This window comes from Yoonia sp. (assembly GCF_042093035.1).
Lineage (GTDB): Bacteria > Pseudomonadota > Alphaproteobacteria > Rhodobacterales > Rhodobacteraceae > Yoonia.
Map to the genome: position 1 here is coordinate 20,012 of NZ_JBELFI010000012.1, position 21,361 is coordinate 41,372.

General features: G+C 56.8%; 26 protein-coding genes. 9 read left to right on the forward strand and 17 right to left on the reverse strand.

Annotated elements, in window-relative coordinates; genetic code table 11:
• Positions 1-24: 24 nt before the first annotated feature.
• Genes ACFDSS_RS03405 through ACFDSS_RS03415 form a run of 3 tightly spaced genes read right to left on the reverse strand, consistent with a single transcriptional unit; the run spans position 25 to position 2,575 of the window.
• Positions 25-531, reverse strand: coding sequence for a flavin reductase family protein (locus tag ACFDSS_RS03405; RefSeq protein WP_375254381.1), 507 nt, complete (start codon positions 529-531; stop codon positions 25-27).
• Complete coding sequence (locus ACFDSS_RS03410; protein ID WP_375254355.1) at positions 531-1,421, reverse strand: aldo/keto reductase family oxidoreductase; 891 nt, start codon at positions 1,419-1,421, stop codon at positions 531-533. The genes ACFDSS_RS03405 and ACFDSS_RS03410 overlap by 1 nt, the downstream gene beginning before the upstream one ends.
• Positions 1,418-2,575: an LLM class flavin-dependent oxidoreductase gene (locus ACFDSS_RS03415; RefSeq protein WP_375254356.1), complete on the reverse strand. Its 1,158-nt coding sequence runs from the start codon at positions 2,573-2,575 to the stop codon at positions 1,418-1,420. Before ACFDSS_RS03415 ends, ACFDSS_RS03410 begins: the two co-directional genes overlap by 4 nt.
• A gap of 103 nt (positions 2,576-2,678) precedes the next feature.
• Here ACFDSS_RS03415 and ACFDSS_RS03420 point away from each other — a divergent pair, with 103 nt between their 5' ends.
• The 5 genes from ACFDSS_RS03420 to ACFDSS_RS03440 all read left to right on the forward strand — a co-directional run bounded on the left by ACFDSS_RS03420 (position 2,679) and on the right by ACFDSS_RS03440 (position 7,223).
• Entirely contained in the window at positions 2,679-3,386 is a 708-nt protein-coding gene (locus tag ACFDSS_RS03420; protein WP_375254357.1) for a GntR family transcriptional regulator, read from the forward strand.
• A gap of 4 nt (positions 3,387-3,390) precedes the next feature.
• Entirely contained in the window at positions 3,391-4,479 is a 1,089-nt protein-coding gene (locus tag ACFDSS_RS03425) for a Gfo/Idh/MocA family protein (protein WP_375254358.1), read from the forward strand.
• A 203-nt stretch (positions 4,480-4,682) separates the two neighbouring features.
• Positions 4,683-5,678 (forward strand): tRNA dihydrouridine(20/20a) synthase DusA, encoded by a 996-nt coding sequence (gene dusA / locus ACFDSS_RS03430; protein WP_375254359.1) that lies wholly within the window; start codon positions 4,683-4,685, stop codon positions 5,676-5,678.
• Positions 5,679-5,688: 10 nt separating this feature from the next.
• Positions 5,689-6,507: a sulfite exporter TauE/SafE family protein gene (locus tag ACFDSS_RS03435; RefSeq protein ID WP_375254360.1), complete on the forward strand. Its 819-nt coding sequence runs from the start codon at positions 5,689-5,691 to the stop codon at positions 6,505-6,507.
• Positions 6,501-7,223 carry a hypothetical protein gene (locus ACFDSS_RS03440; RefSeq protein ID WP_375254361.1) on the forward strand — a complete coding sequence of 241 codons (723 nt, stop codon included), beginning with the start codon at positions 6,501-6,503 and terminating at the stop codon, positions 7,221-7,223. The genes ACFDSS_RS03435 and ACFDSS_RS03440 overlap by 7 nt, the downstream gene beginning before the upstream one ends.
• On the opposite strand, the gene ACFDSS_RS03445 is transcribed toward ACFDSS_RS03440, so the two are convergent.
• Complete coding sequence (locus ACFDSS_RS03445) at positions 7,220-7,891, reverse strand: helix-turn-helix transcriptional regulator (RefSeq protein ID WP_375254362.1); 672 nt, start codon at positions 7,889-7,891, stop codon at positions 7,220-7,222. The genes ACFDSS_RS03440 and ACFDSS_RS03445 overlap by 4 nt on opposite strands.
• 207 nt (positions 7,892-8,098) lie before the next feature.
• On the opposite strand from ACFDSS_RS03445, the gene ACFDSS_RS03450 reads away from it, so the two are divergent.
• Genes ACFDSS_RS03450 through ACFDSS_RS03465 form a run of 4 tightly spaced genes read left to right on the forward strand, consistent with a single transcriptional unit; the run spans position 8,099 to position 10,593 of the window.
• The gene (locus ACFDSS_RS03450; protein WP_342070642.1) at positions 8,099-8,311 is read left to right on the forward strand and encodes a twin-arginine translocase TatA/TatE family subunit; all 213 of its coding nucleotides are present in this window, start codon (positions 8,099-8,101) and stop codon (positions 8,309-8,311) included.
• Positions 8,312-8,348: 37 nt separating this feature from the next.
• Positions 8,349-8,771 carry a Sec-independent protein translocase protein TatB gene (gene tatB / locus ACFDSS_RS03455; protein ID WP_375254363.1) on the forward strand — a complete coding sequence of 141 codons (423 nt, stop codon included), beginning with the start codon at positions 8,349-8,351 and terminating at the stop codon, positions 8,769-8,771.
• Positions 8,768-9,754 (forward strand): twin-arginine translocase subunit TatC, encoded by a 987-nt coding sequence (locus ACFDSS_RS03460; protein WP_375254364.1) that lies wholly within the window; start codon positions 8,768-8,770, stop codon positions 9,752-9,754. The genes tatB and ACFDSS_RS03460 overlap by 4 nt, the downstream gene beginning before the upstream one ends.
• Positions 9,751-10,593: an ATP-binding protein gene (locus ACFDSS_RS03465; protein ID WP_375254365.1), complete on the forward strand. Its 843-nt coding sequence runs from the start codon at positions 9,751-9,753 to the stop codon at positions 10,591-10,593. Before ACFDSS_RS03460 ends, ACFDSS_RS03465 begins: the two co-directional genes overlap by 4 nt.
• A 33-nt stretch (positions 10,594-10,626) precedes the next feature.
• On the opposite strand, the gene ACFDSS_RS03470 is transcribed toward ACFDSS_RS03465, so the two are convergent.
• The 13 genes from ACFDSS_RS03470 to ACFDSS_RS03530 all read right to left on the reverse strand — a co-directional run.
• Positions 10,627-11,823 (reverse strand): peptidoglycan DD-metalloendopeptidase family protein, encoded by a 1,197-nt coding sequence (locus ACFDSS_RS03470; RefSeq protein ID WP_375254366.1) that lies wholly within the window; start codon positions 11,821-11,823, stop codon positions 10,627-10,629.
• A 65-nt stretch (positions 11,824-11,888) separates the two neighbouring features.
• Positions 11,889-12,530 carry a protein-L-isoaspartate(D-aspartate) O-methyltransferase gene (locus ACFDSS_RS03475; RefSeq protein WP_375254367.1) on the reverse strand — a complete coding sequence of 214 codons (642 nt, stop codon included), beginning with the start codon at positions 12,528-12,530 and terminating at the stop codon, positions 11,889-11,891.
• Complete coding sequence (gene surE / locus ACFDSS_RS03480; protein ID WP_375254368.1) at positions 12,527-13,315, reverse strand: 5'/3'-nucleotidase SurE; 789 nt, start codon at positions 13,313-13,315, stop codon at positions 12,527-12,529. The genes ACFDSS_RS03475 and surE overlap by 4 nt, the downstream gene beginning before the upstream one ends.
• 120 nt (positions 13,316-13,435) lie before the next feature.
• Positions 13,436-14,077: an SDR family NAD(P)-dependent oxidoreductase gene (locus ACFDSS_RS03485; RefSeq protein ID WP_375254369.1), complete on the reverse strand. Its 642-nt coding sequence runs from the start codon at positions 14,075-14,077 to the stop codon at positions 13,436-13,438.
• Between the two features lie 39 nt (positions 14,078-14,116).
• Positions 14,117-14,377 (reverse strand): hypothetical protein, encoded by a 261-nt coding sequence (locus tag ACFDSS_RS03490; protein ID WP_375254370.1) that lies wholly within the window; start codon positions 14,375-14,377, stop codon positions 14,117-14,119.
• A gap of 122 nt (positions 14,378-14,499) precedes the next feature.
• On the reverse strand, positions 14,500-15,957 hold the full coding sequence (gene purF, locus ACFDSS_RS03495; RefSeq protein ID WP_375254382.1) for an amidophosphoribosyltransferase: 1,458 nt from the start codon (positions 15,955-15,957) through the stop codon (positions 14,500-14,502).
• A 93-nt stretch (positions 15,958-16,050) separates the two neighbouring features.
• On the reverse strand, positions 16,051-16,248 hold the full coding sequence (locus ACFDSS_RS03500) for a hypothetical protein (RefSeq protein ID WP_375254371.1): 198 nt from the start codon (positions 16,246-16,248) through the stop codon (positions 16,051-16,053).
• A gap of 75 nt (positions 16,249-16,323) precedes the next feature.
• Positions 16,324-16,932 carry a CvpA family protein gene (locus tag ACFDSS_RS03505; RefSeq protein WP_375254372.1) on the reverse strand — a complete coding sequence of 203 codons (609 nt, stop codon included), beginning with the start codon at positions 16,930-16,932 and terminating at the stop codon, positions 16,324-16,326.
• Positions 16,933-16,955: 23 nt separating this feature from the next.
• Positions 16,956-18,320, reverse strand: a complete 1,365-nt coding sequence (radA, locus tag ACFDSS_RS03510; RefSeq protein WP_375254373.1) for a DNA repair protein RadA — start codon at positions 18,318-18,320, stop codon at positions 16,956-16,958.
• A gap of 45 nt (positions 18,321-18,365) precedes the next feature.
• On the reverse strand, positions 18,366-18,812 hold the full coding sequence (locus ACFDSS_RS03515; RefSeq protein WP_375254374.1) for a paraquat-inducible protein A: 447 nt from the start codon (positions 18,810-18,812) through the stop codon (positions 18,366-18,368).
• Positions 18,813-18,815: 3 nt separating this feature from the next.
• A complete protein-coding gene (gene alr, locus ACFDSS_RS03520) occupies positions 18,816-19,853 on the reverse strand; it encodes an alanine racemase (protein ID WP_375254375.1) in 1,038 nt (345 codons plus the stop codon).
• Positions 19,854-19,976: 123 nt separating this feature from the next.
• Positions 19,977-20,228, reverse strand: coding sequence for a hypothetical protein (locus tag ACFDSS_RS03525; protein WP_375254376.1), 252 nt, complete (start codon positions 20,226-20,228; stop codon positions 19,977-19,979).
• Positions 20,229-20,369: 141 nt separating this feature from the next.
• The coding region (locus tag ACFDSS_RS03530) for a replicative DNA helicase (protein WP_375254377.1) at positions 20,370-21,361 on the reverse strand (992 nt) is incomplete at its 5' end.

Below are 21,361 nucleotides of genomic sequence, written 5' to 3' on the forward strand. Positions count from 1 at the left end.
AGAGTTTCCCGGGCAAGATGATAATCAGATTGTGCTGAATTCTCCGTATTTGCCGCCATGAAAGACCAAGGGGGCCCCGCCGCGGTGATGTGCTTTGGTGACGCGCCCCACGATGATGACGTGATCGCCTGCGTCATGGGTGGCTTCCAGATTACATTCAAATGTGGCCAAAGCGCCTTCGATAATCGGCATCCCGCAATGCGACAGATGTGTCGGGACATCATTGATGGCAGTCTTTGATCTAATGATTTCAGCGCAAATATCGCGTTGATCGGCGCCCAGAACGTGGATCGCAAAGCGCCGCGATCCGGCAAAATATTCAAACCGTTTGGACGATTTCGCCGGCGACCAGAGCACCAAGGGCGGGTCCAATGACACGCTGGCAAAACTGTTGGCGACAATCGCGACCGGTCCTGCGGGGCTATCGGTTGTAACCACCGTTACACCGGTGACAAAGCTGCCCAACGCGCCGCGAAAGCTTTTGCTGTCTGCGCTCGGATCGAATGTCGCGAGAGTAGTTCCTGCGTCCATCATGGCACCTCTTCCCCGCGCGCGGCGGTATAGAGTTCATACCAGGTTTCACGATCCATTTTTACTTTCAAAGCGTCCGATAGTGTATTGATTCGGTTAATATTATTGGTGCCCATTACCGGCATGATATTTGCTGGATGCGCCAGCAGCCAGGCCACGGCGACAGCCCCGTTGTCGACACCGTTTTCTGCCGCGACCTTGCTCAGCGCGTCTTGTACGGCGCCAGACCCCGTCATCAAGCTGCCGCCACTCAAGGGCGACCAGGCCATAATCGGGACATTGCGTTCTTGCAGGTAAGCGACATCGCCATTGGTAAACCCTTCGGGGGCGGCCAGTGACAGCTCAATCTGGTTGGTGGCCAAAGGCGTTTTCATCGCCGATTGCAGCAAGGTCCAATCGTGCAATTTGAAGTTTGACACGCCAATCGAGTGGACTTTGCCCGATGCCACGATTTCATCCAGCACAGCGCCAGTTTCATGGTGGTCCATCATCGGATCAGGCCGATGCACCAAAAGCGTGTCGACCTTGTCGATATTCATCAGCCGCAACGAATGATCCACCGAGGCCCGAATATGCGCGGCAGACGTATCGTAGTATTTCACGCGCGCATCCGCATACCGCCCGGCGGGGGCCACGATATCGCATTTCGTGACAATCTCGATTTGGTCTTTGAGGGCGGGGGCCGCTTTGAGCGCATGACCCAGCACCTCTTCGGCTTCATAGCCGCCGTAGATGTCGGCCTGATCCATTGTCGTGATGCCCTGCGCGAGGCAGGCTTCGATTTTGGCCTGTACATGCGCGACAGATGTATCGCTGTCGTCGCTCAGCCGCCACATGCCATAGACAATGCGGCTGAAAGAAAGGTCTTCGGTGATTTTTATACGATTCAACGACGTGGTCCTACGCCGAGAGGCGTTGCTGGTGTTTCGCTTGGCACCCGCCCGTATGCATGTGGCAAAGAGCAGGTCTTGAGGTGGGGCATCACACGCGCGCCGAAGTGTTCAGCCTCGTCGATATGCGGATAGCCCGAGAAGATGAAAGCACGGATGCCCATCTTTTGATAGGCTTCAATTTTTGACATGACTTGATCGGTGGAGCCTACCAATGCCGCCCCGCAGCCGGAACGCGCGCGGCCAACCCCCGTCCATAGACCGGGTTCGGCGTAACCGAACTTATCCGCCAATTCGCGGGCCTTGGCTTGGTGCGCGACGCCCAGTGAAATGCTGTCATGGGCGCGGTCACGAATAAGCTTGCCGTATTCGTCATCCAGTTTGGAGGCAATGTAATCAGCGTATTCCTTTGCCTCGGCCTCCGTATCGCGCACGATCATATGCACCCGCAGGCCGTAATCCAGTGTCCGGTTGTGGGCTGCTGCACTGGCATTGACGTCTTTCATGCGTTGCGCGAGCCGTTGGACTGGTTCCGGCCACATCAGATAGACATCACATTGCGCCCCGCAAAGCTCCAGCGCTGCGGGCGAATACCCACCGAAATACAAAAGCGGTCCGCCGTTTTGCTGATACGGGCGGGCTGGGTCGGTGGGGACGTTTTTGAACTGATAGATCTCGCCGTCGTGGTTGATCTCATCGCGGGTCCAGGCCTGGCGCAGGATTTCGACTACTTCGTGGCTGCGCTGGTAGCGATAGCTGCTTTCGGCGACCTCACCGGGGAAATCGGAGCTGATGACGTTCAACGTCAAACGCCCTTTGAGCATGTGATCGAGCGTTGCGACGGTGCGCGCGAGCATGATTGGCTGTACCTCTCCGCAGCGGATCGCGGCGAGGAAATTGATTTTTTCGGTCAGAGGCGCCATGCCTGCAACAAAGGACAGTGTATCTTGACCTACCTGATAGGAAGAAGGTGCAAGGATATTGCGAAAGCCTTGCTTTTCAGCAGTCAAAGCAATGTCTCGGCAGTGTTCCCACGACGACCGCAGATCACCGTCAGGCACCCCCAAGAACTGATAATCATCAGAGCAAAGCGCAGAAAACCATGAGACCTCGGCCGCATCAAGGTCTGCGCTTGTGACCGGAACGATGGTCATTGATTCTCCTCCCCAGAAGTCTGTCTTTGCACTTGCCTAGCACGCAAAATTCTGTGCAACAATAGTGTATCAATTTCGAACGCTGGCTTTGGGAGGAGCAGTCGTGGCGAGAACCTCTGCCTTGCCGAAGTTTGTGCAGTTGAGTGAAACGCTGATCCGAGAGATCGCAGCAGGCCATCTGGCTGATGGTGCGCGTTTACCGCCGGAGCGGGATATGGCGGATGACTTCGGGGTTGCTGTCGGGACGCTGCGCAAGGCGCTTGCGGACGTGGAAGCCAAAGGGTTGCTCGACCGTGTGCAAGGATCTGGCAACTACGTCCGGCACCGGCCTGCGGTCAATTCCGTCTATGCTTTTTTCCGGTTGGAGATGTTGAAGGGCGGCGGTCTGCCGATGGCAGATGTGTTGACAATTGACCGCTTGGCCAAACCGAAGAGTTTTGCAAAGCTTGGTGGGGACAATCACGGACACAGGATCACAAGATTGCGCTATCTTGATGGTGTGATGATTGCACTGGAAGAAATCTGGCTGGATGGTGCAATCCGCGATCGTATTGCCGTCAGCGATCTTTCAGACTCGCTTTACCATTATTATCGGCATGAGTTGGGGATTGTGATTGCCTCTGTCGAAGACAGGATTGGTGTTGAAACTGTCCCCGATTGGGCGCCTGCGGCATTTCATCTCTCGCCAGGCACGAAAGTTGGCTATATCGAGCGGATCAGCTGGACCGCCACCAAAGAACCAGCCGAATTTTCGCGCACATGGTATGATGCCAAACGCGCCAACTATATCTCTCGAATGGGTAAGGGTTAACGACGTGGATACCATAAACTATGGCTTGATCGGCTGCGGCATGATGGGGCGCGAGCATATTCAAAACATCAACTTGCTGCCGCAGGGGCGGGTATCGGTGGTGTATGATCCGGTGGTAGAACTGGCCGAAGGCGCTGCGACCTTGGCACAAGATGCGCATGTGGCCGAAAGTCTTGAGGCGCTATTGGCGTACCCGGAATTGGACGCGGTCGTGATTGTCAGCCCGAACTATTTACATGCGCAGCAGTTGCAGCAAATTGTGGCAACCCGGCCGTTGCCAATTCTCTGCGAAAAGCCTCTCTATACGGATCCGTCCGATGCGGCGGTTATAAACGCAGTTTTTGCCGACTACCCGCACCCGGTTTGGGTCGCGATGGAATACCGCTACATGCCGCCAGTTGCGGCTTTGGTTGCGCAGGCCGAGCAAGCGACAGGCGGGATCAAGATGCTGACGATCCGCGAACACCGGTTTCCGTTTTTACCAAAAATCGGCGATTGGAACCGTTTCAATGCCAAAACAGGGGGAACTCTGGTTGAGAAATGCTGTCACTTCTTTGATCTGATGCGTTTGATTTTGGACGATGAACCCGTGCGTGTGATGGCCAGTGCCGGTCAATCGCTCAACCATATTGATGAGCGATATGATGGTGTGGCACCCGATATCTGGGACAATGGCTATGTGATCTTGGATTTTGCCAAGGGAAGCCGCGCGATGCTGGAACTATGCATGTTTGCGGAGGGCTCCAAATATCAGGAAGAAATCAGCGCCTTGGGGCCTAAAGGCAAGATCGAAGCGCTGGTGCCGGGGCCGGGCCGGTTCTGGCCGAAACTTTTGGGCGATCCGCCAGTGCCACAGATGATAATCAGCCCGCGCGCACCGAAAGGGCCCTATATATCCGAAATTCCCGTTGATCCGACCCTGCTTGCGGCAGGGGATCACAATGGGTCGACCTTCTATCAACACCAGCGCTTCAATGCGGTTGTCAGAGGTGAAGGCGAAGTTGAAGTCACACTGTCGGATGGGGCGAAGGCGATTGCAATCGGCTTGGCCGCACAAGAAAGCGCACGCACGGGACAGGCGGTCATGCTTTAAGTGCAAACCCGTTCGATGGGTTAGGCTGAAAGGCTTTCGGTCGACGGTTTTTTCGTCATTTGTGTCATTAGTGTTGCGGCCAAACTGAAAATTGGCAGGACTGAGCTACGCCCCAATTGCGGGACTAGACGACCGCATTTCGTGTGCATTAAGTGTGCAACATGGACGCGAAAACCGGATTGCGGACCATAGGAGAATTAGGAATGCCTAACATCGCAGCAAGTACGGCGGCGAGATTATCCATTGCGCCTATGATGGATTGGACGGATCGGCACTGCCGCTTCTTTCACCGCCTGATGTCGCGCCATACGTTGCTTTATACTGAAATGGTCACCGCGCCCGCAATCATCCACGGTGATCGGGGTCGTCTGTTGGGCTTTGATGCGGCAGAGCATCCGGTTGCTTTGCAGTTGGGCGGTTCCGATCCCGATCAACTGGCACAGGCCGCGCGGATTGCTGCCGACTATGGCTATGATGAGGTTAATCTGAATTGCGGTTGCCCTTCCGATCGGGTGCAGTCTGGCAGCTTTGGTGCGGTATTGATGGAAACACCACAGAAAGTCGCAGATTGTGTTGCCGAGATCATCGCGACCGTTGATATCCCCGTAACGGTGAAATGCCGGATTGGAGTCGATGACCAGGAGCCAAGCGAGGTTCTGCCGGAGTTCCTGGCGCAGGTTTCTGCTGCAGGGGTGAATCGATTTTCTATTCACGCGCGTAAGGCGTGGTTGCAGGGGCTAAGTCCCAAGGAAAATCGCGACATTCCTCCGCTGGAATATGAATTAGTGATAGAAATGAAAGACTTGTTTCCCCATCTTCATCTAAGTGTGAACGGCGGCGTGGAGACACTGGATGCCGCAGAAACCTTCCTCAATCGCGGCCTTGACGGTGTGATGATCGGGCGGGCCGCCTATCATGCGCCAGCGCAGATACTGCTGGACGCTGACGCGCGCCTTTTTGCGGATCCAATGGGTCGCAGTGCCGAAGATATTGTCCATTTGATGCTGCCCTATATGGTCAACCACCTTGCACATGGCGGTCGGTTGGGGCAGATCACACGCCATATGCTGGGGCTCTTTCAGGGGCGTCCGGGCGCGCGTGGCTGGCGCAGGCATCTGTCTGAAAACGCCCATCGCAATGGTGCCGGGGCGGACGTCGTTTTGGCGGCGTTGGGTCAGGTAACGCGGCACGCCGCTTAAGGATGATATCATGGAAGATCTTTTGCTCTTGGCAACGACAGCCGGTATTTTATTGGTGCTGGGCGCGTTTGCGGGCGTCATGGCCGGACTGTTGGGGGTTGGCGGCGGTATTATTCTCGTACCCGCTTTCTACTATGTCTTCAGCCTCCTGGGGTATGGCAGCCCACAGTTGATGCAAATCAGTCTTGCGACCTCGCTCGCAACCATCATCGTGACCTCGTTGCGCTCTGTGATGTCACACCACAAAAGGGGTGCTGTTGAATGGGACATCCTGAAAACTTGGGCACCGGGCATCGTCATTGGCGCTGCGTTTGGCGTTTTGGTGGCGTCTTCACTGCGTTCTGAGGTTCTGCAAGCGATTTTTGGCGGACTTGGGGTTGGTGTTGGCCTCTATATGACCATTGGGAATGCAGACTGGCGCTTAGGCGAAAAGATGCCAGGCGGCGGGCCGCGCGCGATGCTCTCGCCCACTGTCGGGTTCTTGTCCGTTCTGATGGGCATTGGCGGCGGTTCCTTCGGGGTGCCAGTGATGACGCTGTTTGGAATACCGATCCATCGTGCTGTCGCAACAGCGGCCGGGTTCGGCGTAATTATTGCAGTCCCTTCGGTGATTGGCTTTCTCTTTGTCGACATCGCTGTCGCACCGCCCTTTACGATCGGCGCAGTCAACCTGCTGGCCTTTTCGCTGATTGTTTCGATGACGCTGATGACGGCGCCATGGGGGGCGGCTTTGGCACACCGCCTTGATCCCAAACCGCTCAAGCGGGTTTTTGGCATCTTTTTGATCCTTGTTGCGCTGAATATGCTGCGCCAAGCGCTCGGATGGTAGGCGGATACCGTGTTTTCGACTGCGATGTGGCTGTTGCTGCTTGGGCGCAGTCAGCACGCGCAGTCGCGTTGGACATTTTGAAAAGCGACGAAGAGAGGCGGCACGGGCGCACTTGGTTTGTCGGGGTTGATGCCCTCCCAAACAAGGCGGATGGCAGCATATCGGGTGTTCCGCTCGCCGGGGCTTGGTTAGATCATGTCGCACGACCGCGCAATTGGCACGCGGCCCAACTCTCGGTTGTTTTCCCGGGTTATCCGCGACAAGACCCCGGTGAAAGTGACGCCGCGCATCGGTTTCGTCGTAACCGGGACGCGGCGCATGTTGATGGGCTCTTGCCCGTCGGGGCTGCCAGAAGGCGCTTTTTGCTTGAGCCACATGGCTTTATCGCTGGCTTGCCGCTCAACGATGTGGCGGCAAGCCCTCTGGTTGTTTGGAAAGACAGTCATTTGATGATGCGCAATGCATTCACGCGCGCGTTTGCAGGGATTGCCCGAAGTAAATGGGCCAGCCAAGACGTCACCGAAATCTATCAGGAGACAAGGCGGCAGTGCTTTGACACCTGCGCGCGGGTCGAAATTCAAGCCAAACCGGGGCAGGTAATCCTGCTGGACCGGCATCTTTTGCATGGCGTCGCACCCTGGGATCCCGCCATTGATGCCGATATGCGGATGATCGCCTATTTCAGACCGCAGATCGCCGCAGAAGGATGGCTCTAATCGCGGGTCGCCTGCCGACGCTTCTGAAAATCAGTCAGCGATTTGCCGGCTTCATCGACAAAGAGGCTTGGCAGAATACGCAGGCTGGAGATCTGATCCACGCGCACCTCTTCAAAACCATCCGTGGTCTCGCACCAAACGACGCAAGTCCAAAGGCGCCCCCAATAATCGAGTTGCAGCGGGCGAACAATCCGTTTGGTGTCATGCAAGATCATTTCCAGTTTCTGGCGCGTCCGCACGGCTTGACGCAAGCTTGGCAGGTGCTGAAACCCACGCGCCGCATCAGCAAAGGGATAGATCGCAAATCCGGTCCCCTCCGGCGCGCGGCTGCGATCCTCCGGCATCACCGCGTCGATCTTGGCCGACAGGGCGGCCGCAGCATTTGAAAGCTCGTTATCATCACTCTGGGCGACGGCACTGAGCCCGATATGCAATGCCTCCATTTCGGTCATTGTCAGGTTAAGCGGGGGCAGGGTGATGGCGGCAGTAACGCGGTAGCCAATGCCGCGCTCCCCCTCAATGGGAACGCCAGACGCCGCGAGTGTTTCCATGTCACGATAAATGCTACGCGATGATACGCCAGTCGCAGCCGCGAGGTCTGATGCGCGATGCAGTGTGCCATCGCGCAGCATCTGGATAAGCTGCATGAGGCGGTCGGCACGGCGCATCGGGTCTCCTTTCGATTCGCAGCAGTTTTGCCAATTTTCTGACAACTGACAAGTTTTTGTCACTAACTTCATAATTCCCTTATGAAAAAGGGGCTTAAGGTTGGGAAAAAGCGGCATTCGCGCTTCCCTTACCGGCCAGCCGGCCCTATTTGTGCGATAGAACAAAAACTCAACGCAGATCGGCGTATCTGCCATAGGAGAGATAGAATGCTGAATAACATTGGTTTGCCCGGTCTGCTTTTGATCGCTGTTGTCGTGTTGGTCTTGTTTGGTCGCGGCAAGATTTCCAGTCTGATGGGCGAAGTTGGCAAGGGTATCACGGCCTTCAAGAAAGGCGTGGACGACGGCAAGAAGGAAATCGAGGACGGGATGGCGGAAGCCAAGGACGTCACGCCTGAAGAAGAAAAAGACAAAGTCTGATCTTGGCGAATTTGAGAACTCATAAGGACGGCACCTGATGTTTGGTCTTGGCGCAGGCGAAATGGTGGTGGTCGGCATCGTGGCACTGATCGTGATAGGTCCCAAGGATTTGCCAGGGCTGTTTCGGACGATCGGACAATTCACCGGCAAGGCACGGATGATGGCGCGCGAGTTTTCGCGTGCAATGGAACAGGCGGCGGATGAATCCGGGGTGAAGGATATGTCCAACACCCTGAAGGCAGCGACCAATCCGACGAAATTTGGCACCGACCGTCTGAAAGAGGCAACGGGCATGACCAAAGGGCCCGCCACGGCAGAACTTTCTGCCGAAAGGCAGGCGGCCAAGGAAAAAATGAGCAAGGCGATGGGGGATGCAGCTCTCGCGCGTCAAGCTCGCGAAGCTGAAGAAGCGGCAGCGGCAGAGTCTGCCGAACCCGCCAAGCCAGAGAATGACGCATGAGCACCCAAGAAGAGATGGAAAATAGCTCTGCCCCCCTGTTGGAGCATCTGACAGAGCTGCGCACCCGCCTTATTTATTCGGTGTTGGCGTTCCTTGTGGCGATGATTATCTGCTTTGCTTTCGGCAGTGTGTTGCTCGATTTCCTGCTGCGCCCGATTGAACGCACTATGCGGGATTTGGGAAATCCCAATCCGGTTATGCAATATACAGCCCCGCAAGAGTATTTCTTTACGCTGATCCGCATTTCAGTGGTGGGCGGTCTCACATTGTCTTTCCCCGTGATTGCGTATCAGCTCTGGCGTTTTGTCGCGCCGGGCCTCTACCGCAATGAGAAGAACGCATTTCTGCCGTTCATTATTGCTTCCCCTGCACTGTTTTTGATTGGCGCAGCCTTCGCGCAGTACATCGTCGTCCCGCTTGCCATGGCGTTTTTTCTTGGCTTTGCGGACTTGCCGTCCTTTGTTTCGGCGATCATGGCGGGGGCTGTCACACCACCGCCGGGGGCTGACCTATTGCCCGGCGCAGCGGGGGGGCTGGGCTTGCCCGCCACCGCGCTGGCTGCCACGGATACCGGCGTCGATATTGTCTTTAACGGCAAGGTCAACGAAACTCTGGATATCACGTTGAAGATGATTGTCGCCTTTGGCATCTGCTTCCAGTTGCCGGTGCTGTTGACGCTGATGGGGTCGGCGGGCCTTGCCAGCTCTCGTGGACTGAGGGGGACGCGCAAATATGCGGTCGTCGGTATTCTGGTCGTCGCAGCATTGGTCACGCCACCGGATGTCGTTACACAGATTATCCTGTTTGTTGTTGTTTTCGGGCTCTACGAAATCTCGATCCACCTTGTCGCCGCGGTAGAGCGCAAGAAAGATCGCGTCGCACGCGCTGACGGTGTGATTGGCGAAGGTGAGAGCCTCTTTGACATTGACGAAGATGACCTGGGCGAAGAAGAAGCACCCGCAGATACGGAGCCCAAGGCTTGAGCAGCAAGTCACTGAAACGGATCGCGGATGCGTTGGAGCGGCTGGCACCCGCCCCCGGGATTGCGCCTGATTTCACTGCGGCGGCGGCATTTGTCTGGCATCCCGATCCTGACCGTCTGGAGCCAGTGAAAAAGGTGAACCGCATTGAGGTTGATCTGCTCGTTGGTATCGACCGTTCGCGTGATACCTTGCTTGCAAATACGGTGCAGTTTGCGGCAGGATTGCCTGCGAACAACGCACTGCTCTGGGGCGCGCGTGGCATGGGAAAATCGAGCCTAGTCAAAGCAATACACGGTGCAGTTCATATCGATGCTCCTGCTCTCAAGATGGTGGAAGTCCAACGCGAGGATTTGCCGAGCATCGGACGTTGCCTGAACATGCTGCGTGCGGCGCAGGAGCGGTTTATCCTGTTCTGCGATGATCTGTCTTTTGGCCATGATGATGCGCATTACAAGTCGCTCAAGGCGGTGCTTGACGGCGGGATCGAAGGGCGGCCAGAGAACGTCGTGCTCTATGCCACTTCAAACCGTCGTCATCTGATGCCGCGCGACATGATCGAAAACGAACGCTCGACAGCGATCGCACCGGCCGAGGCTGTCGAAGAGAAAGTGTCCCTGTCGGATCGTTTCGGGCTTTGGCTCGGTTTTCACCCTTGCGATCAGGAGGATTATCTCAAGATGATCCGAGGGTATTGCGATGCATATGGTGTCACAGTCAATGATGAGACTTTGCGCGCAGAGGCAATAGAATGGCAAGCCACCCGTGGCAGTAGATCGGGCCGCGTGGCGTGGCAGTATTTTACGGATTTGGCCGGACGGCGAGGGGTGCACCTGAGGTAAGGCGGATCGCGACCCGCCTTACATATCAGCAACTTACGGCAGATATCCCATGGGGTCGAGACTTTGTAGCCCACGACGTACTTCAAAATGCAAGAAGCTGGGATCACCGGATCGGACCTGACCAATTGTCTGTCCGCGAGCGACGCTTTCGTCTTTCTCCACAGTCAGGTTTTCCATCTGCGTGTAGACCGTCAACAAACCATCGCTGTGTTTGAGCACGACGATCGCGCCGCCGCTGGTGTCAGTCGTGACAGCGGCCACTGTCCCACTATCGGCAGCGCCTACATTGGCACCGGCACTCGCGGCAATATCAATGCCTTCGTTCGACCCAGCTGCATAACCGCGAATGATGGCGCCCTGCAGGGGCATCGCGAAGCGCGCGTTGCCGGCAGCAGGCGCTGCGCCGGTGCCAATATCAGGGGTTTCAGGGGCGACCGAGGCAGGAAGTGGCGCAGATGGGGTCTCATCAGGCAGTGGCGTTGCGGCACTGGGCGGCACAGGTGTGATCGTGCCTGCACCCGGCTCTGTGACATCAACTGCCGGTCTGGGGGCAGGGGCACCGCCTTGCGGGATCAACAAGAATTGACCTTCGCGGATCGTAAATTCACTGTCCAACCCGTTCCATTCGGAAATATTCGTCACCGGCACATCATAGAGCCGCGAGATCGAGAATACCGTTTCACCGCGCACGACCTGATGTCGGATCGGCTCAGTGCCGCGCACCACCGGCGCGGCGGGGGCCGGCGCAGGGGCGACGGCAGGCGCTGGTGCCACGGCCACTTCGTCAGCGCCAGCGTCTGCGCGATCAAGGGCGCTTGTGGCAATCGCGGTCACATCAAGGGGTTGGATCGGCCCGGTGGCCATAGCACCCGTTGCCGGTGATGGCTCCGTGACGCGCGAGGGCAAAGCCACGATCTCATCACGGCGCAAAATGGTGTCGGGCTGGATGCCGTTAAAGCGCGCAAGCTCATTCGGGTCTAGGCCAAGGCGGATTGCGATGCCGCGGATCGTGTCATCCTGACGGGCGACAACGACTTGGTAATTGGGGTAGGAAATCACGCCCCGATCATCGGGGAGCGGCCGTCCGGGGAGTTGTTGCACGGCGGATGAAGTGTCAAATCCGTTTCCGAGATCCCGCAGATCTACGTCAAAACCTTCGCAGGCCGATAACGCCAACAGCGCTACGCCCGCTACCATGACCCGCCGCTTTGGGATCTGCCTGTCCGCCATCCTACCGCTCCTTTTTATGTCCAGCCGTCCCTTATTTCTGGGATTGTGCCATATTTTGCACCAGTTTACTCTTGTCCGAGCCCTTCTAGCAAGGGCACAAAGCGAACAGCGCGCAATTCATCGTAGTCAAATCCATCCTCGGTGCGCGTTACACGGATCAGGCTTTGCACTGCATCGGACTGTCCCACCGGCAAAACCATGATCCCGCCAACCCTTAATTGTGCTAAAAGTGGCCCCGGTGGGTCTTCGGCTGCCGCAGTCAGCAGGATGCGATCAAATGGCGCTTGCTCGGCGAAACCGTGACTGCCGTCTGCGGTAAAGGCGGTGATATTGGTGATGTCGTTGGCCTCAAAGACTGTGCGCGCAGCTTGCACCAACCGACGATAGCGATCGACCGTATAGACCCGTCGCGCGAGTTTCGACAGGATTGCGGCCTGATATCCGGAGCCAGTCCCGACTTCCAGCACCTTATCGCGTGGATTGACTTGCAAAGCCTGCGTCATCAACCCCACGACCGATGGCTGACTGATCGTCTGTCCGCAGGTAATCGGTAGCGGCATGTCTTCATAGGCGCGCTCTGCGAAGGTGCCCTTGATGTAATCGGCACGATCGACCTGCTCCATCGCGGTCAGAACGCGGGCATCGGTGACGCCTTTGCTGCGCAGTGCATAAAGGAATTGCATCTTGGTGGGCGCGTCGAAGGTCACGGCAGCGCATCCTTGAGCGTGCTGAGCATGGCGTGGTCAGTTAGATCTGCCCGCATCGGCGTGATTGAGATATAGCCGTCAAGGTTCGCCGCAGCGTCCGTGCCGGGGGCCGTCGGTTCATGCTGCGGGCCGCCGCGCACCCAAAGAAACTTGCGGCCGGTCGGCGATGTTTGTGCCTCTGCCCGAAACCGTGTGTTCAGGCGAAACCCTTGCGACGTCGCAGCCATGCCCTTGACAGCTTCCGCAGGCACCGGTGGAAAGTTCACGTTGTAGAATGGTTTGTAATCGGCTGCATCATCCCAGAGTACTTCATTGAGAAGTGTGCGAACGGTCGCTGCACCATGCGCAAGAGCGGCCTCAAATGGGTCGTCCAGGTCTTTGTTGTCAGGGCCATAAAACTGCGACAACGCAATTGACCGCACACCTTGCAGCGCGCCTTCGATGCAAGCCCCGATTGTCCCGGAGTAAAGCGTGTTTTCAGCGGCATTGTTGCCGCGATTTACGCCGGACAAAATCAGGTCCGGCGCGTGGTCCTTCATCACATCATAAAGGCCCGCTATCACGCAATCCGCAGGTGATCCTTCGGCGGCAAAGCGTCGCGCGTCAAGTTGCGCGATCATTGTGGGGTGGGTGTAGCTGATGCAATGGCCGACGCCGGATTGCTCAAAGGCAGGCGCCACTGTCCAGATTTCGCCATCGGGGCCAGCGACGTCCTGTGCGATCCGGCTCAAAACCGCGAGACCCGGCGCGTTGATGCCGTCATCGTTGGTAATCAGAATTCGCATGGCACCGCCCTGTTGCTGTTCAGACCACTCCTACGGCGCGCGCGCAGACTGGGCAAGCATCCACAAGCGCATTGGTATAACTTGTGAAACAGCGTAGAGCGCCTGCAACGCTCTGGAGTGCTAGCTCAGGATTTCTGGCAGCAAACGGGCTGCCTCCACGCTTGGTTCTGTCAAGGCGTCGCGATCTTCACCGGGGTAGAACCGCGCGCGTGTCGCTGTCGGCATCGGAGCAGGGGTCAGTATCTCGACATGCGGCCCGGTTCTTACACTTTCGGCCTGCCAACTGCGCGCAAGCGCGATTTGTGCCGCTTTCGTCGCACCATAGGCGCCAAAAAACTTCTCGCCGGCCCGATCGTCGTTAAAAAAAACTGCTCTGCCAGTCTGTCCCAAGAGCGGGCTGACGTAGGCAATCAAGCGCGCAGTCGCTGCAACATTGATCTCAACCGATTTGGCGAAATCCTTTGACCCAATGTGACCGGCAGGCGCCAGAGGCGCTGCATGAATGGCAGTGTGAAGCCATAAATCAAGGCGGCCCCAGCGGTCAAAAATGCCACGGCACAGCTGCTGCATCGCTGCATCGACGCTGATATCCATTGGCGCGAGCGTGGCTTGCCCGCCCGCAGCCTGGATCGCGTCATCGAGGTCTTCCAGAGCGCCAACGGTTTTTGCCACCGCAATCACGTGATGCGTCGCGGCAAGTTCTTTTGCAAGCGACGCGCCAAGGCCGCGTGATGCACCGGTTATCAAAACTGTTTTTGTCATGGAAAACCTGATGTGCCGATCTGATCCAGAGGTCAAGGGCTAGACGTGTAGCAAAAACAAAGATTTTGTGCGCCCAGAGCGATCAGTCATTTGCACACGGTCATCGCCGATTGCGGCGATTGTAACGCCAAAGACGCTTTCACCCGCCGCCACGCGCGCAATCTGCCCACGTTCGGACCGCAGCAGCGCCGCCGCACCGAGATGTCCGTCAATCAAACCGATCAGGGAAAGTGACTTGAGGTCCAGGACATCTTGCACAGTTGCTTTGGCCTCTGCGAGGGCCGTCTCTTGTTCTGACATAATTGGGACTGCATCGTTGGAATATTTTGCGCCCTTCTGTCAGAAACGGCAGTCGAGCGAAAGTCCTGTCAACATGAATTTGCAGGCACGTCAGATCAAATCGGCGTTAACACGAAAAGAGGCTATTCAGCCGCGGTTTTTGCCTGAAAGCCTTGCTCAATCATATCTGAAGGCGCAACCGGATACTCACCTGAAAAACAGGCGTCGCAATAGGCGGGGCTATTGGGGTCGCGCCCGTTTGCTTCGCCAACAGCGCGGTAAAGCCCGTCCAAGCTTATGAACTTGAGGCTATTCACCCCAAGATGGTCACGCATCTCTTCTTCGGACATGGTCGCGGCCAATAGTTTTTCGCGTTGGGGTGTATCGACACCGTAGAAGCAGGGCCAGGCCGTGGGCGGGGATGCGATACGGAAATGCACCTCTGCGGCACCGGCATCAAGGATCATTTCCTTGATCTTGCGGCTGGTGGTGCCGCGCACAACGCTATCATCAACCAAGATCACGCGCTTGCCCTTGATAAGCGCACGGTTCACGTTGAGCTTCAGACGCACACCCATGTTGCGGATGCTTTCGGTCGGCTCAATAAACGTTCGGCCCATGTACTGATTGCGGATAATGCCCATCGCGTAGGGAATGCCGGATTCAAGCGAATACCCAATCGCTGCGGGTGTACCGCTATCAGGGACAGGGCAGACCAGATCCGCATCAACTGGGTTTTCCTTGGCCAATTCGCGGCCAATGTTCTCACGCGTCTCATAAACAGATGCACCGCCAAGAATGCTGTCAGGGCGGCTGAAGTAGACATGCTCAAAGATGCAGAAGCGAGACTTGTTGGGTCGGAAGGGGAAGTGGCTTGCGACGCCTTTTTCCGTCACGACCACCATTTCGCCCGGCTTAATCTCGCGCACGAACTCTGCACCGATGATATCCAACGCACAGGTTTCAGACGCGAGGGCCCAGCCGTCGCCTATTTTGCCCAGAACCAGCGGGCGCACGCCCAACGGATCACGGCAACCGATCAGTTTGGTCCGTGTCATGGCAACAATTGAAAACGCACCTTCGACCTTGCGCAACGCCTCTTCCATCCGGTCGGGGATGTTGCGGCCCATGGAGCGGGCCATGAGGTGAATAATGCATTCACTGTCCGATGAGCTTTGGAAGATCGAGCCGCGCTCAATCAATTCGCGTCGCAGTGACAATGCGTTAGTGATATTGCCATTATGGGCAATCGCAGCACCGCCCATGGCGAATTCACCAAAGAAAGGCTGCACGTCGCGCATCGCCGTCTGACCCTTGGAACCAGCGGTGGAATACCGCACATGGCCGATCCCGATAGTGCCGGGAAGCCGTTCCATCATCGCCGCAGAGGTGAAGTTGTCGCGCACTAGCCCCATACGCCGCTGTTGGCTAAAGCCGGCCTCTGGCGCGTGGGTCACAATGCCACCGGCCTCTTGTCCGCGATGCTGCAAGGCATGAAGGCCCAGTGCGACGAAATTCGCCGCATCCGTCACGCCAACAACGCCGAATACGCCGCACTCCTCTCGCAGTTTGTCGTCGTCGAAAGGATGGGCGGGGGGCATCTGGTTGGACAAGGGGGCAGCTCCGAATCCGTTTACGTCGGTCATTCCAGTGTTTAGAGGGTCGCATCGCCTATGTCACGGAACGATCTGCACTCAAGCACCAAACAGGTAGATTGCGGCAGGCACAGGGGACACAGCTATCATAATTGCCAAAAAAGTAGGCCCCGGCGCAAAAAGCCCGCTCAGACCGGCCATAATCACAATGTCGCCGCCACCGCCAATCACGGCAAGTATCAAGGCGAGTGCTTTGGCCGCCGCCACCATAAAGTGACCTCTGTTCCAGACCGACAAAGGTATTCATTCAACGATGCAGACGATTGGTCAATAAAATCCAATCAGCCTTGCTTGTGGCGACGTTGTATCAGTTCACTCGCTGGCTTCGGTCGCCGCCTCGGCAGGTATGTCAGCTGCTGCATCGACTGGCGCGCCACAATTGCCGACCAATTGCTGGTATTGCTCAGTGATCCAGCCCAAAGCCTGCTCAGGGTCCTGGGCTTCAATGCGTGTGGTCAATTGGGCAAAGGCTTCCGCAGAGCGGCTCGTGTCGATCGCGGCGATCTCTTGCGCGGCAAAGACGGTCTCGTAGACAAAGAAGGCAACGGCGACCAACAGGATGCCGCGCAATACGCCAAAGAAGAAACCGAGCCCCTGGTCAACGCCGCCCAAAGCGGAGCGTTGGACAACAGAAGAAAACAACGGCGTAAAGATCGACACAACGATCAAGGCAACGGCAAAGACCGCCGCGAAGGCCGCGATAATCGCCAATTCACAGCTATCACCGATGAAATCGCCCAGGATCGGTATCTGCCTGACCAACGGCTCAATTTGATCGGCGAAGATGAACGCCACGATTGTTGCACCAATCCATCCCAGGATTGCCATTGTCTCGCGGACGAAGCCACGGCTGTAGGCCAAGACACCGGACACAATGATGATCGCGGCGACACCTAAATCCACAAATGTGAAACCGTCCATGGGTCTTCTCCTACTTGGTGACGCTACTTTGCGCCAAATACATCTTCTACAAATCCGGCCAGATCGGTCGCAGTGCGTAAAGCCAGACCATCCACTTGGGCCATCTTGGCCTGTCGCGGTATGATTGCAGATGTAAAACCAAGTTTCTGCGCCACTTTCAATCTATTTTCGGTTTGAACCACCGGTCTTAATGCGCCGGAGAGACTGATTTCGCCGAAAATAACGGCTTCTGAGGGTAAAGCGGCGTCTTCGCGCGCAGAAACGAGAGCGGCCGCCACAGCGAGGTCTGCACCCGGCTCTGAAATGCGCAAACCCCCTGCTACATTGAGATAAACGTCCAGTCCGGTGAAGGGCACGCCACAGCGCGATTCGAGCACCGCAAGGATCATCGCGAGCCGCCCGCCGTCCCATCCGACGACGGATCGGCGCGGTTGGCTGTGTGGCGAAGGTGCCACAAGTGCCTGAATTTCACAAAGCATCGGGCGGCTGCCTTCAATGCCAGCGAAAACAACCGATCCGGGCGCAGGGGTGCCGCGTTCGGACAAAAACAGCGCCGATGGGTTCTTTACTTCCGCCAGCCCTTTGCCGGTCATCTCGAATACGCCGATCTCATCTGCTGGTCCGAACCGATTTTTGACGGCGCGCAAGATGCGAAACTGATGCCCGCGTTCCCCCTCAAAATAGAGGACGGTATCGACCATGTGTTCAACAACGCGCGGTCCGGCTATCGTGCCATCTTTGGTGACATGCCCGACCATGACGACCGACATGCCGTTGCGTTTTGCAAAAGTGGTCAGCTCATGGGCGGAAGACCGGACCTGGCTAACGCTGCCGGGCGCGCTTTCGACATTGTCGGCCCACATCGTCTGAATGGAATCGATGATCGCAAGGTCGGGCCTTTCCGCCTCAAGCGTGGTGAGGATATCGCGCAGATTTGTCTCGGCCGCCAAAAGGACGGGGCTTTTCTCCAATCCCAACCGGCGGCCGCGCATTTGCACCTGCGCGTTAGATTCCTCGCCCGAGATATAAATGACCTTGAGGCCATTGCGCGCAAATCGTGCCGCGGCTTGCAACAACAGCGTCGATTTCCCGATCCCTGGATCACCCCCCACCAGCAACGCAGAGGCTTTCACCAAACCACCGCCCAAGACGCGGTCCAACTCACCAACGCCGGCTTGGGTGCGCGGCGGCTCTTTTTCTTGCGTATCAAGATCGGTCAGCGGGACCGCTTTGCCCCGTATAGCACCCAGCGACTTGCCTTTTGGACCACTGCTGAGCGCCTTGCTTTCGGAGATCGTATTCCACGCCTGACAAGCGTCACACTGCCCCGACCATTTGCGAAATGCAGCACCACATTCAGAACAGGAGAAGGAAAGATCTTTGGCCATGTTCACCTTTTGGACCAATTTCATCCAATGGGCAAGCGGCAGTGGCTATTGCTGGGATTTTGCCTGCGGTGTCAGTGCCGAAATCACGAGAGAGGCAAGGATACATGCAGTGAACATGTAAAGCCCCCAACCGGTCTCAACCCGGCCAAAGCCCACGCCTTTGATGACCACAATATAAAGCGCAATCAGAAAAACATCCGCCATCGCGAGTTTTCCAATCCACGACAGGATCGGTAATGTCTTATCTTTCAACAGGTTGAAGTGCACAAGTGCGAGGCCGATCGTCTTAAGGTAAGGGGCAAACAAGGCAAACGCCGTGACCAGCAACGCCAGTGCAACATCACTTTCCCAAAGCGCTTGCATACCAGATATTACGCTAATCTCGCTCAACCCGAATACGGGCAACAGTCCTGCACGCATCAACGGCGCAAACCAGGCAACCGGAAACAGGAACAACAAGGACAGGTTCGCGACGCGCAAAATATTGAGCATGGGCTATTTCCCGAACGTCTTGCGATTGTAACGCGCACCAAGCTGGGTCAGGATCTCATAGCCGATGGTATGGGCGTCGCGCGCAAGATCATCAACATTTTGCTGTGGACCAATGAGCGTCAGTTTGCGCGGCGCATCAGGCAGGTCGGTGACATCAATCGTCAGCAAGTCCATTGAGACACGGCCAACTAGCGGGCAGGGGATGTCGCCATGATAGAGGGTCGCACGGTCTGAAAGAATTCTGGCGACCCCATCGGCATAGCCGCCTGAAACAGTGGCAATACGCGACGGGCGCGTCGCTTGCCACGCATTTGCATAGCCCACAACTTCGCCTTCCGCGATGTCGCGGATTTGGACCACAGGCAAATCAAGCGCGACAACGGGGGTCGCATTGGCAAAGGGCAAGCCACCATAGAGCCCGATCCCGGGCCGGGTCAGATCGAAATGGTATTCCGGTCCCAGCAAAACCCCACCCGTCGCCGCAAGCGAACGCGGCACGGAAATGCCATCTGTCATCTTTTTGAATTGGGACAGTTGATAGGGGTTCATCGGATGGTCGGGCTCATCCGCGCAGGCCAGATGCGACATGACCAGTTTCGGGCGGCGCGATAAAGCGAGCTCTGCGACAGCGGCCCATTCCTGCATTTCCATGCCGAGACGGTTCATTCCTGTATCAAGCTGGACGCCAAAGGGGTGATCCGGCAGTTGTTCGAAATGCAAGGTCATCTGCTCAACAGAATTGAGCATCGGCGTCAGACCCAATTCGCGGATCAAGTCTGTGTCACCGTTCATATGACCGGAAAACACGCTGATTTCCGGCTTTGGGCCAAGTGCGTCGCGCAGCGTGACGGCTTCTTCGGCCACGGCGACAAAGAACTGGCGAACACCAGCCTTGAACAACGCCTTGGCCACATTTACAGAGCCAAGCCCATAACCGTCGGCTTTGACCACCGCTGCGGTCTTGCAATCCGTCATCGCATCAAGCGCACGCCAATTGGCGACGACGGCATCAAGGTCAATAATCAGGCGTCCGGTGCTCATGGCGACCTTTTGGCAGGCGATGCATTGGCGGGCAAGTAAATTGCGCGCATGGGTGTCCGCACCGGCCGCGATTTTCAGATCAAGACAAACCGAATGCCTGGACATCGGGTGTCCGATTAGGCATCAAAGACAGTCACTTTCACCAATTAGCGCGGCCACAACAGCCGCGGCACGCCCAGGCGACATGGGATCAGACACTGCACATCCGCTGTCAATCGGTGCTGAAACAGAAACGCTTTCGATTTGCTCACCACATGCAAAGAATGTCACGGCTTGGTTCACACGGGTCGTCGAAAAGAGCGTGAAATCCGCCGTCGCATCGGCTTCCATCGCGATGCCGACGCGGGGGTATCGCTTTCTGCATCCACCAAGCACGCGCGCACGTCCTCAACTGTGAGGCGCAGATCACCCAAGAAACCGGCAATTTGGACCAGAGTCTCGCTTTGGGATTACGCGGCGGCGGGTCCGGCCAGCACACACAATGAAGCCACTACCTTTTTGATGGCATCGTCTTGTCTAGAACTCCCGGTCGTCGCCTTGCTGCCAAGGTTTCACGAGATTGCCAAAACGGGTGAATTCCGCCGTAAACGACAATTCAACTGTGCCGATCGGACCGTGGCGTTGCTTGCCGACGATCACTTCTGCTTTGCCATGCAAGTTTGACATCTTTTCTTGCCAGGCGGCAATGGCTTCCATGTTGTGGTCTTCGGGCTTCTCACGCTCCACGTAATATTCGCCCCGATAGACAAACATGACCACATCCGCGTCCTGCTCAATCGAGCCGGATTCGCGCAAGTCTGACAGCTGCGGACGCTTGTCTTCGCGGTTTTCAACCTGACGCGACAGCTGTGACAGGGCGATCACGGGGATGTTCAGCTCTTTTGCGATGGCTTTCAGCCCCATCGAGATTTCACCGATTTCCTGCACGCGGTTCTCAGATGTGCCGCGCACAAGCTGCAGGTAGTCCACGATCAAGACATCCAAACCGTGGGTCCGCTTGAGACGGCGGGCGCGAGCGGCCAATTGCGAAATCGGGATCGCGGCGGTGTCGTCGATATAAAGCGGGCAGCTTTCAAGTTGCTTGGCAGCATCCACAAAACGGCGGAATTCGGTTTCCGTCATATCGCCCTGACGGATCTTATGGGATGAAATCTCTGACACTTCCGCAAGAATCCGGCCCGCCAACTGCTCCGCACTCATCTCAAGCGAGAAAAAGCCGACGACGCCACCATCAACCGCCCCGTCAGAGCCATCCTGCAATTTGCCGCGCTTATAGGTCTTTGCGATATTATAGGCGATGTTGGTGGCAAGCGATGTCTTGCCCATCGACGGGCGGCCAGCGAGGATTAGCAGGTCGGATTTATGCAAACCGCCGAGCTTTTTATCCATATCAACCAACCCGGTTGAAATGCCGGCCAATCCACCGTCGCGCTGATAGGCGGTATTGGCGACATTGACAGCCTCGGTGACAGCAGCGAGGAACGACTGAAAGCCCTTCTCGGACACAC

Excerpts from the sequence above, each read along its gene's own strand:
- ACFDSS_RS03515 (WP_375254374.1), bottom strand. The coding sequence starts at position 18,812 with ATGCTCAATATTTTGCGCGTCGCGAACCTGTCCTTGTTGTTCCTGTTT.
- ACFDSS_RS03440 (WP_375254361.1), top strand. The coding sequence starts at position 6,501 with ATGGTAGGCGGATACCGTGTTTTCGACTGCGATGTGGCTGTTGCTGCT.
- ACFDSS_RS03490 (WP_375254370.1), bottom strand. The coding sequence starts at position 14,377 with ATGTCAGAACAAGAGACGGCCCTCGCAGAGGCCAAAGCAACTGTGCAA.
- ACFDSS_RS03450 (WP_342070642.1), top strand. The coding sequence starts at position 8,099 with ATGCTGAATAACATTGGTTTGCCCGGTCTGCTTTTGATCGCTGTTGTC.
- ACFDSS_RS03470 (WP_375254366.1), bottom strand. The coding sequence starts at position 11,823 with ATGGCGGACAGGCAGATCCCAAAGCGGCGGGTCATGGTAGCGGGCGTA.
- ACFDSS_RS03445 (WP_375254362.1), bottom strand. The coding sequence starts at position 7,891 with ATGCGCCGTGCCGACCGCCTCATGCAGCTTATCCAGATGCTGCGCGAT.
- surE (WP_375254368.1), bottom strand. The coding sequence starts at position 13,315 with ATGCGAATTCTGATTACCAACGATGACGGCATCAACGCGCCGGGTCTC.
- purF (WP_375254382.1), bottom strand. The coding sequence starts at position 15,957 with ATGCCCCCCGCCCATCCTTTCGACGACGACAAACTGCGAGAGGAGTGC.
- alr (WP_375254375.1), bottom strand. The coding sequence starts at position 19,853 with ATGAGCACCGGACGCCTGATTATTGACCTTGATGCCGTCGTCGCCAAT.
- ACFDSS_RS03405 (WP_375254381.1), bottom strand. The coding sequence starts at position 531 with ATGGACGCAGGAACTACTCTCGCGACATTCGATCCGAGCGCAGACAGC.
- ACFDSS_RS03415 (WP_375254356.1), bottom strand. The coding sequence starts at position 2,575 with ATGACCATCGTTCCGGTCACAAGCGCAGACCTTGATGCGGCCGAGGTC.
- radA (WP_375254373.1), bottom strand. The coding sequence starts at position 18,320 with ATGGCCAAAGATCTTTCCTTCTCCTGTTCTGAATGTGGTGCTGCATTT.
- ACFDSS_RS03435 (WP_375254360.1), top strand. The coding sequence starts at position 5,689 with ATGGAAGATCTTTTGCTCTTGGCAACGACAGCCGGTATTTTATTGGTG.
- ACFDSS_RS03485 (WP_375254369.1), bottom strand. The coding sequence starts at position 14,077 with ATGACAAAAACAGTTTTGATAACCGGTGCATCACGCGGCCTTGGCGCG.
- dusA (WP_375254359.1), top strand. The coding sequence starts at position 4,683 with ATGCCTAACATCGCAGCAAGTACGGCGGCGAGATTATCCATTGCGCCT.
- ACFDSS_RS03460 (WP_375254364.1), top strand. The coding sequence starts at position 8,768 with ATGAGCACCCAAGAAGAGATGGAAAATAGCTCTGCCCCCCTGTTGGAG.
- tatB (WP_375254363.1), top strand. The coding sequence starts at position 8,349 with ATGTTTGGTCTTGGCGCAGGCGAAATGGTGGTGGTCGGCATCGTGGCA.
- ACFDSS_RS03505 (WP_375254372.1), bottom strand. The coding sequence starts at position 16,932 with ATGGACGGTTTCACATTTGTGGATTTAGGTGTCGCCGCGATCATCATT.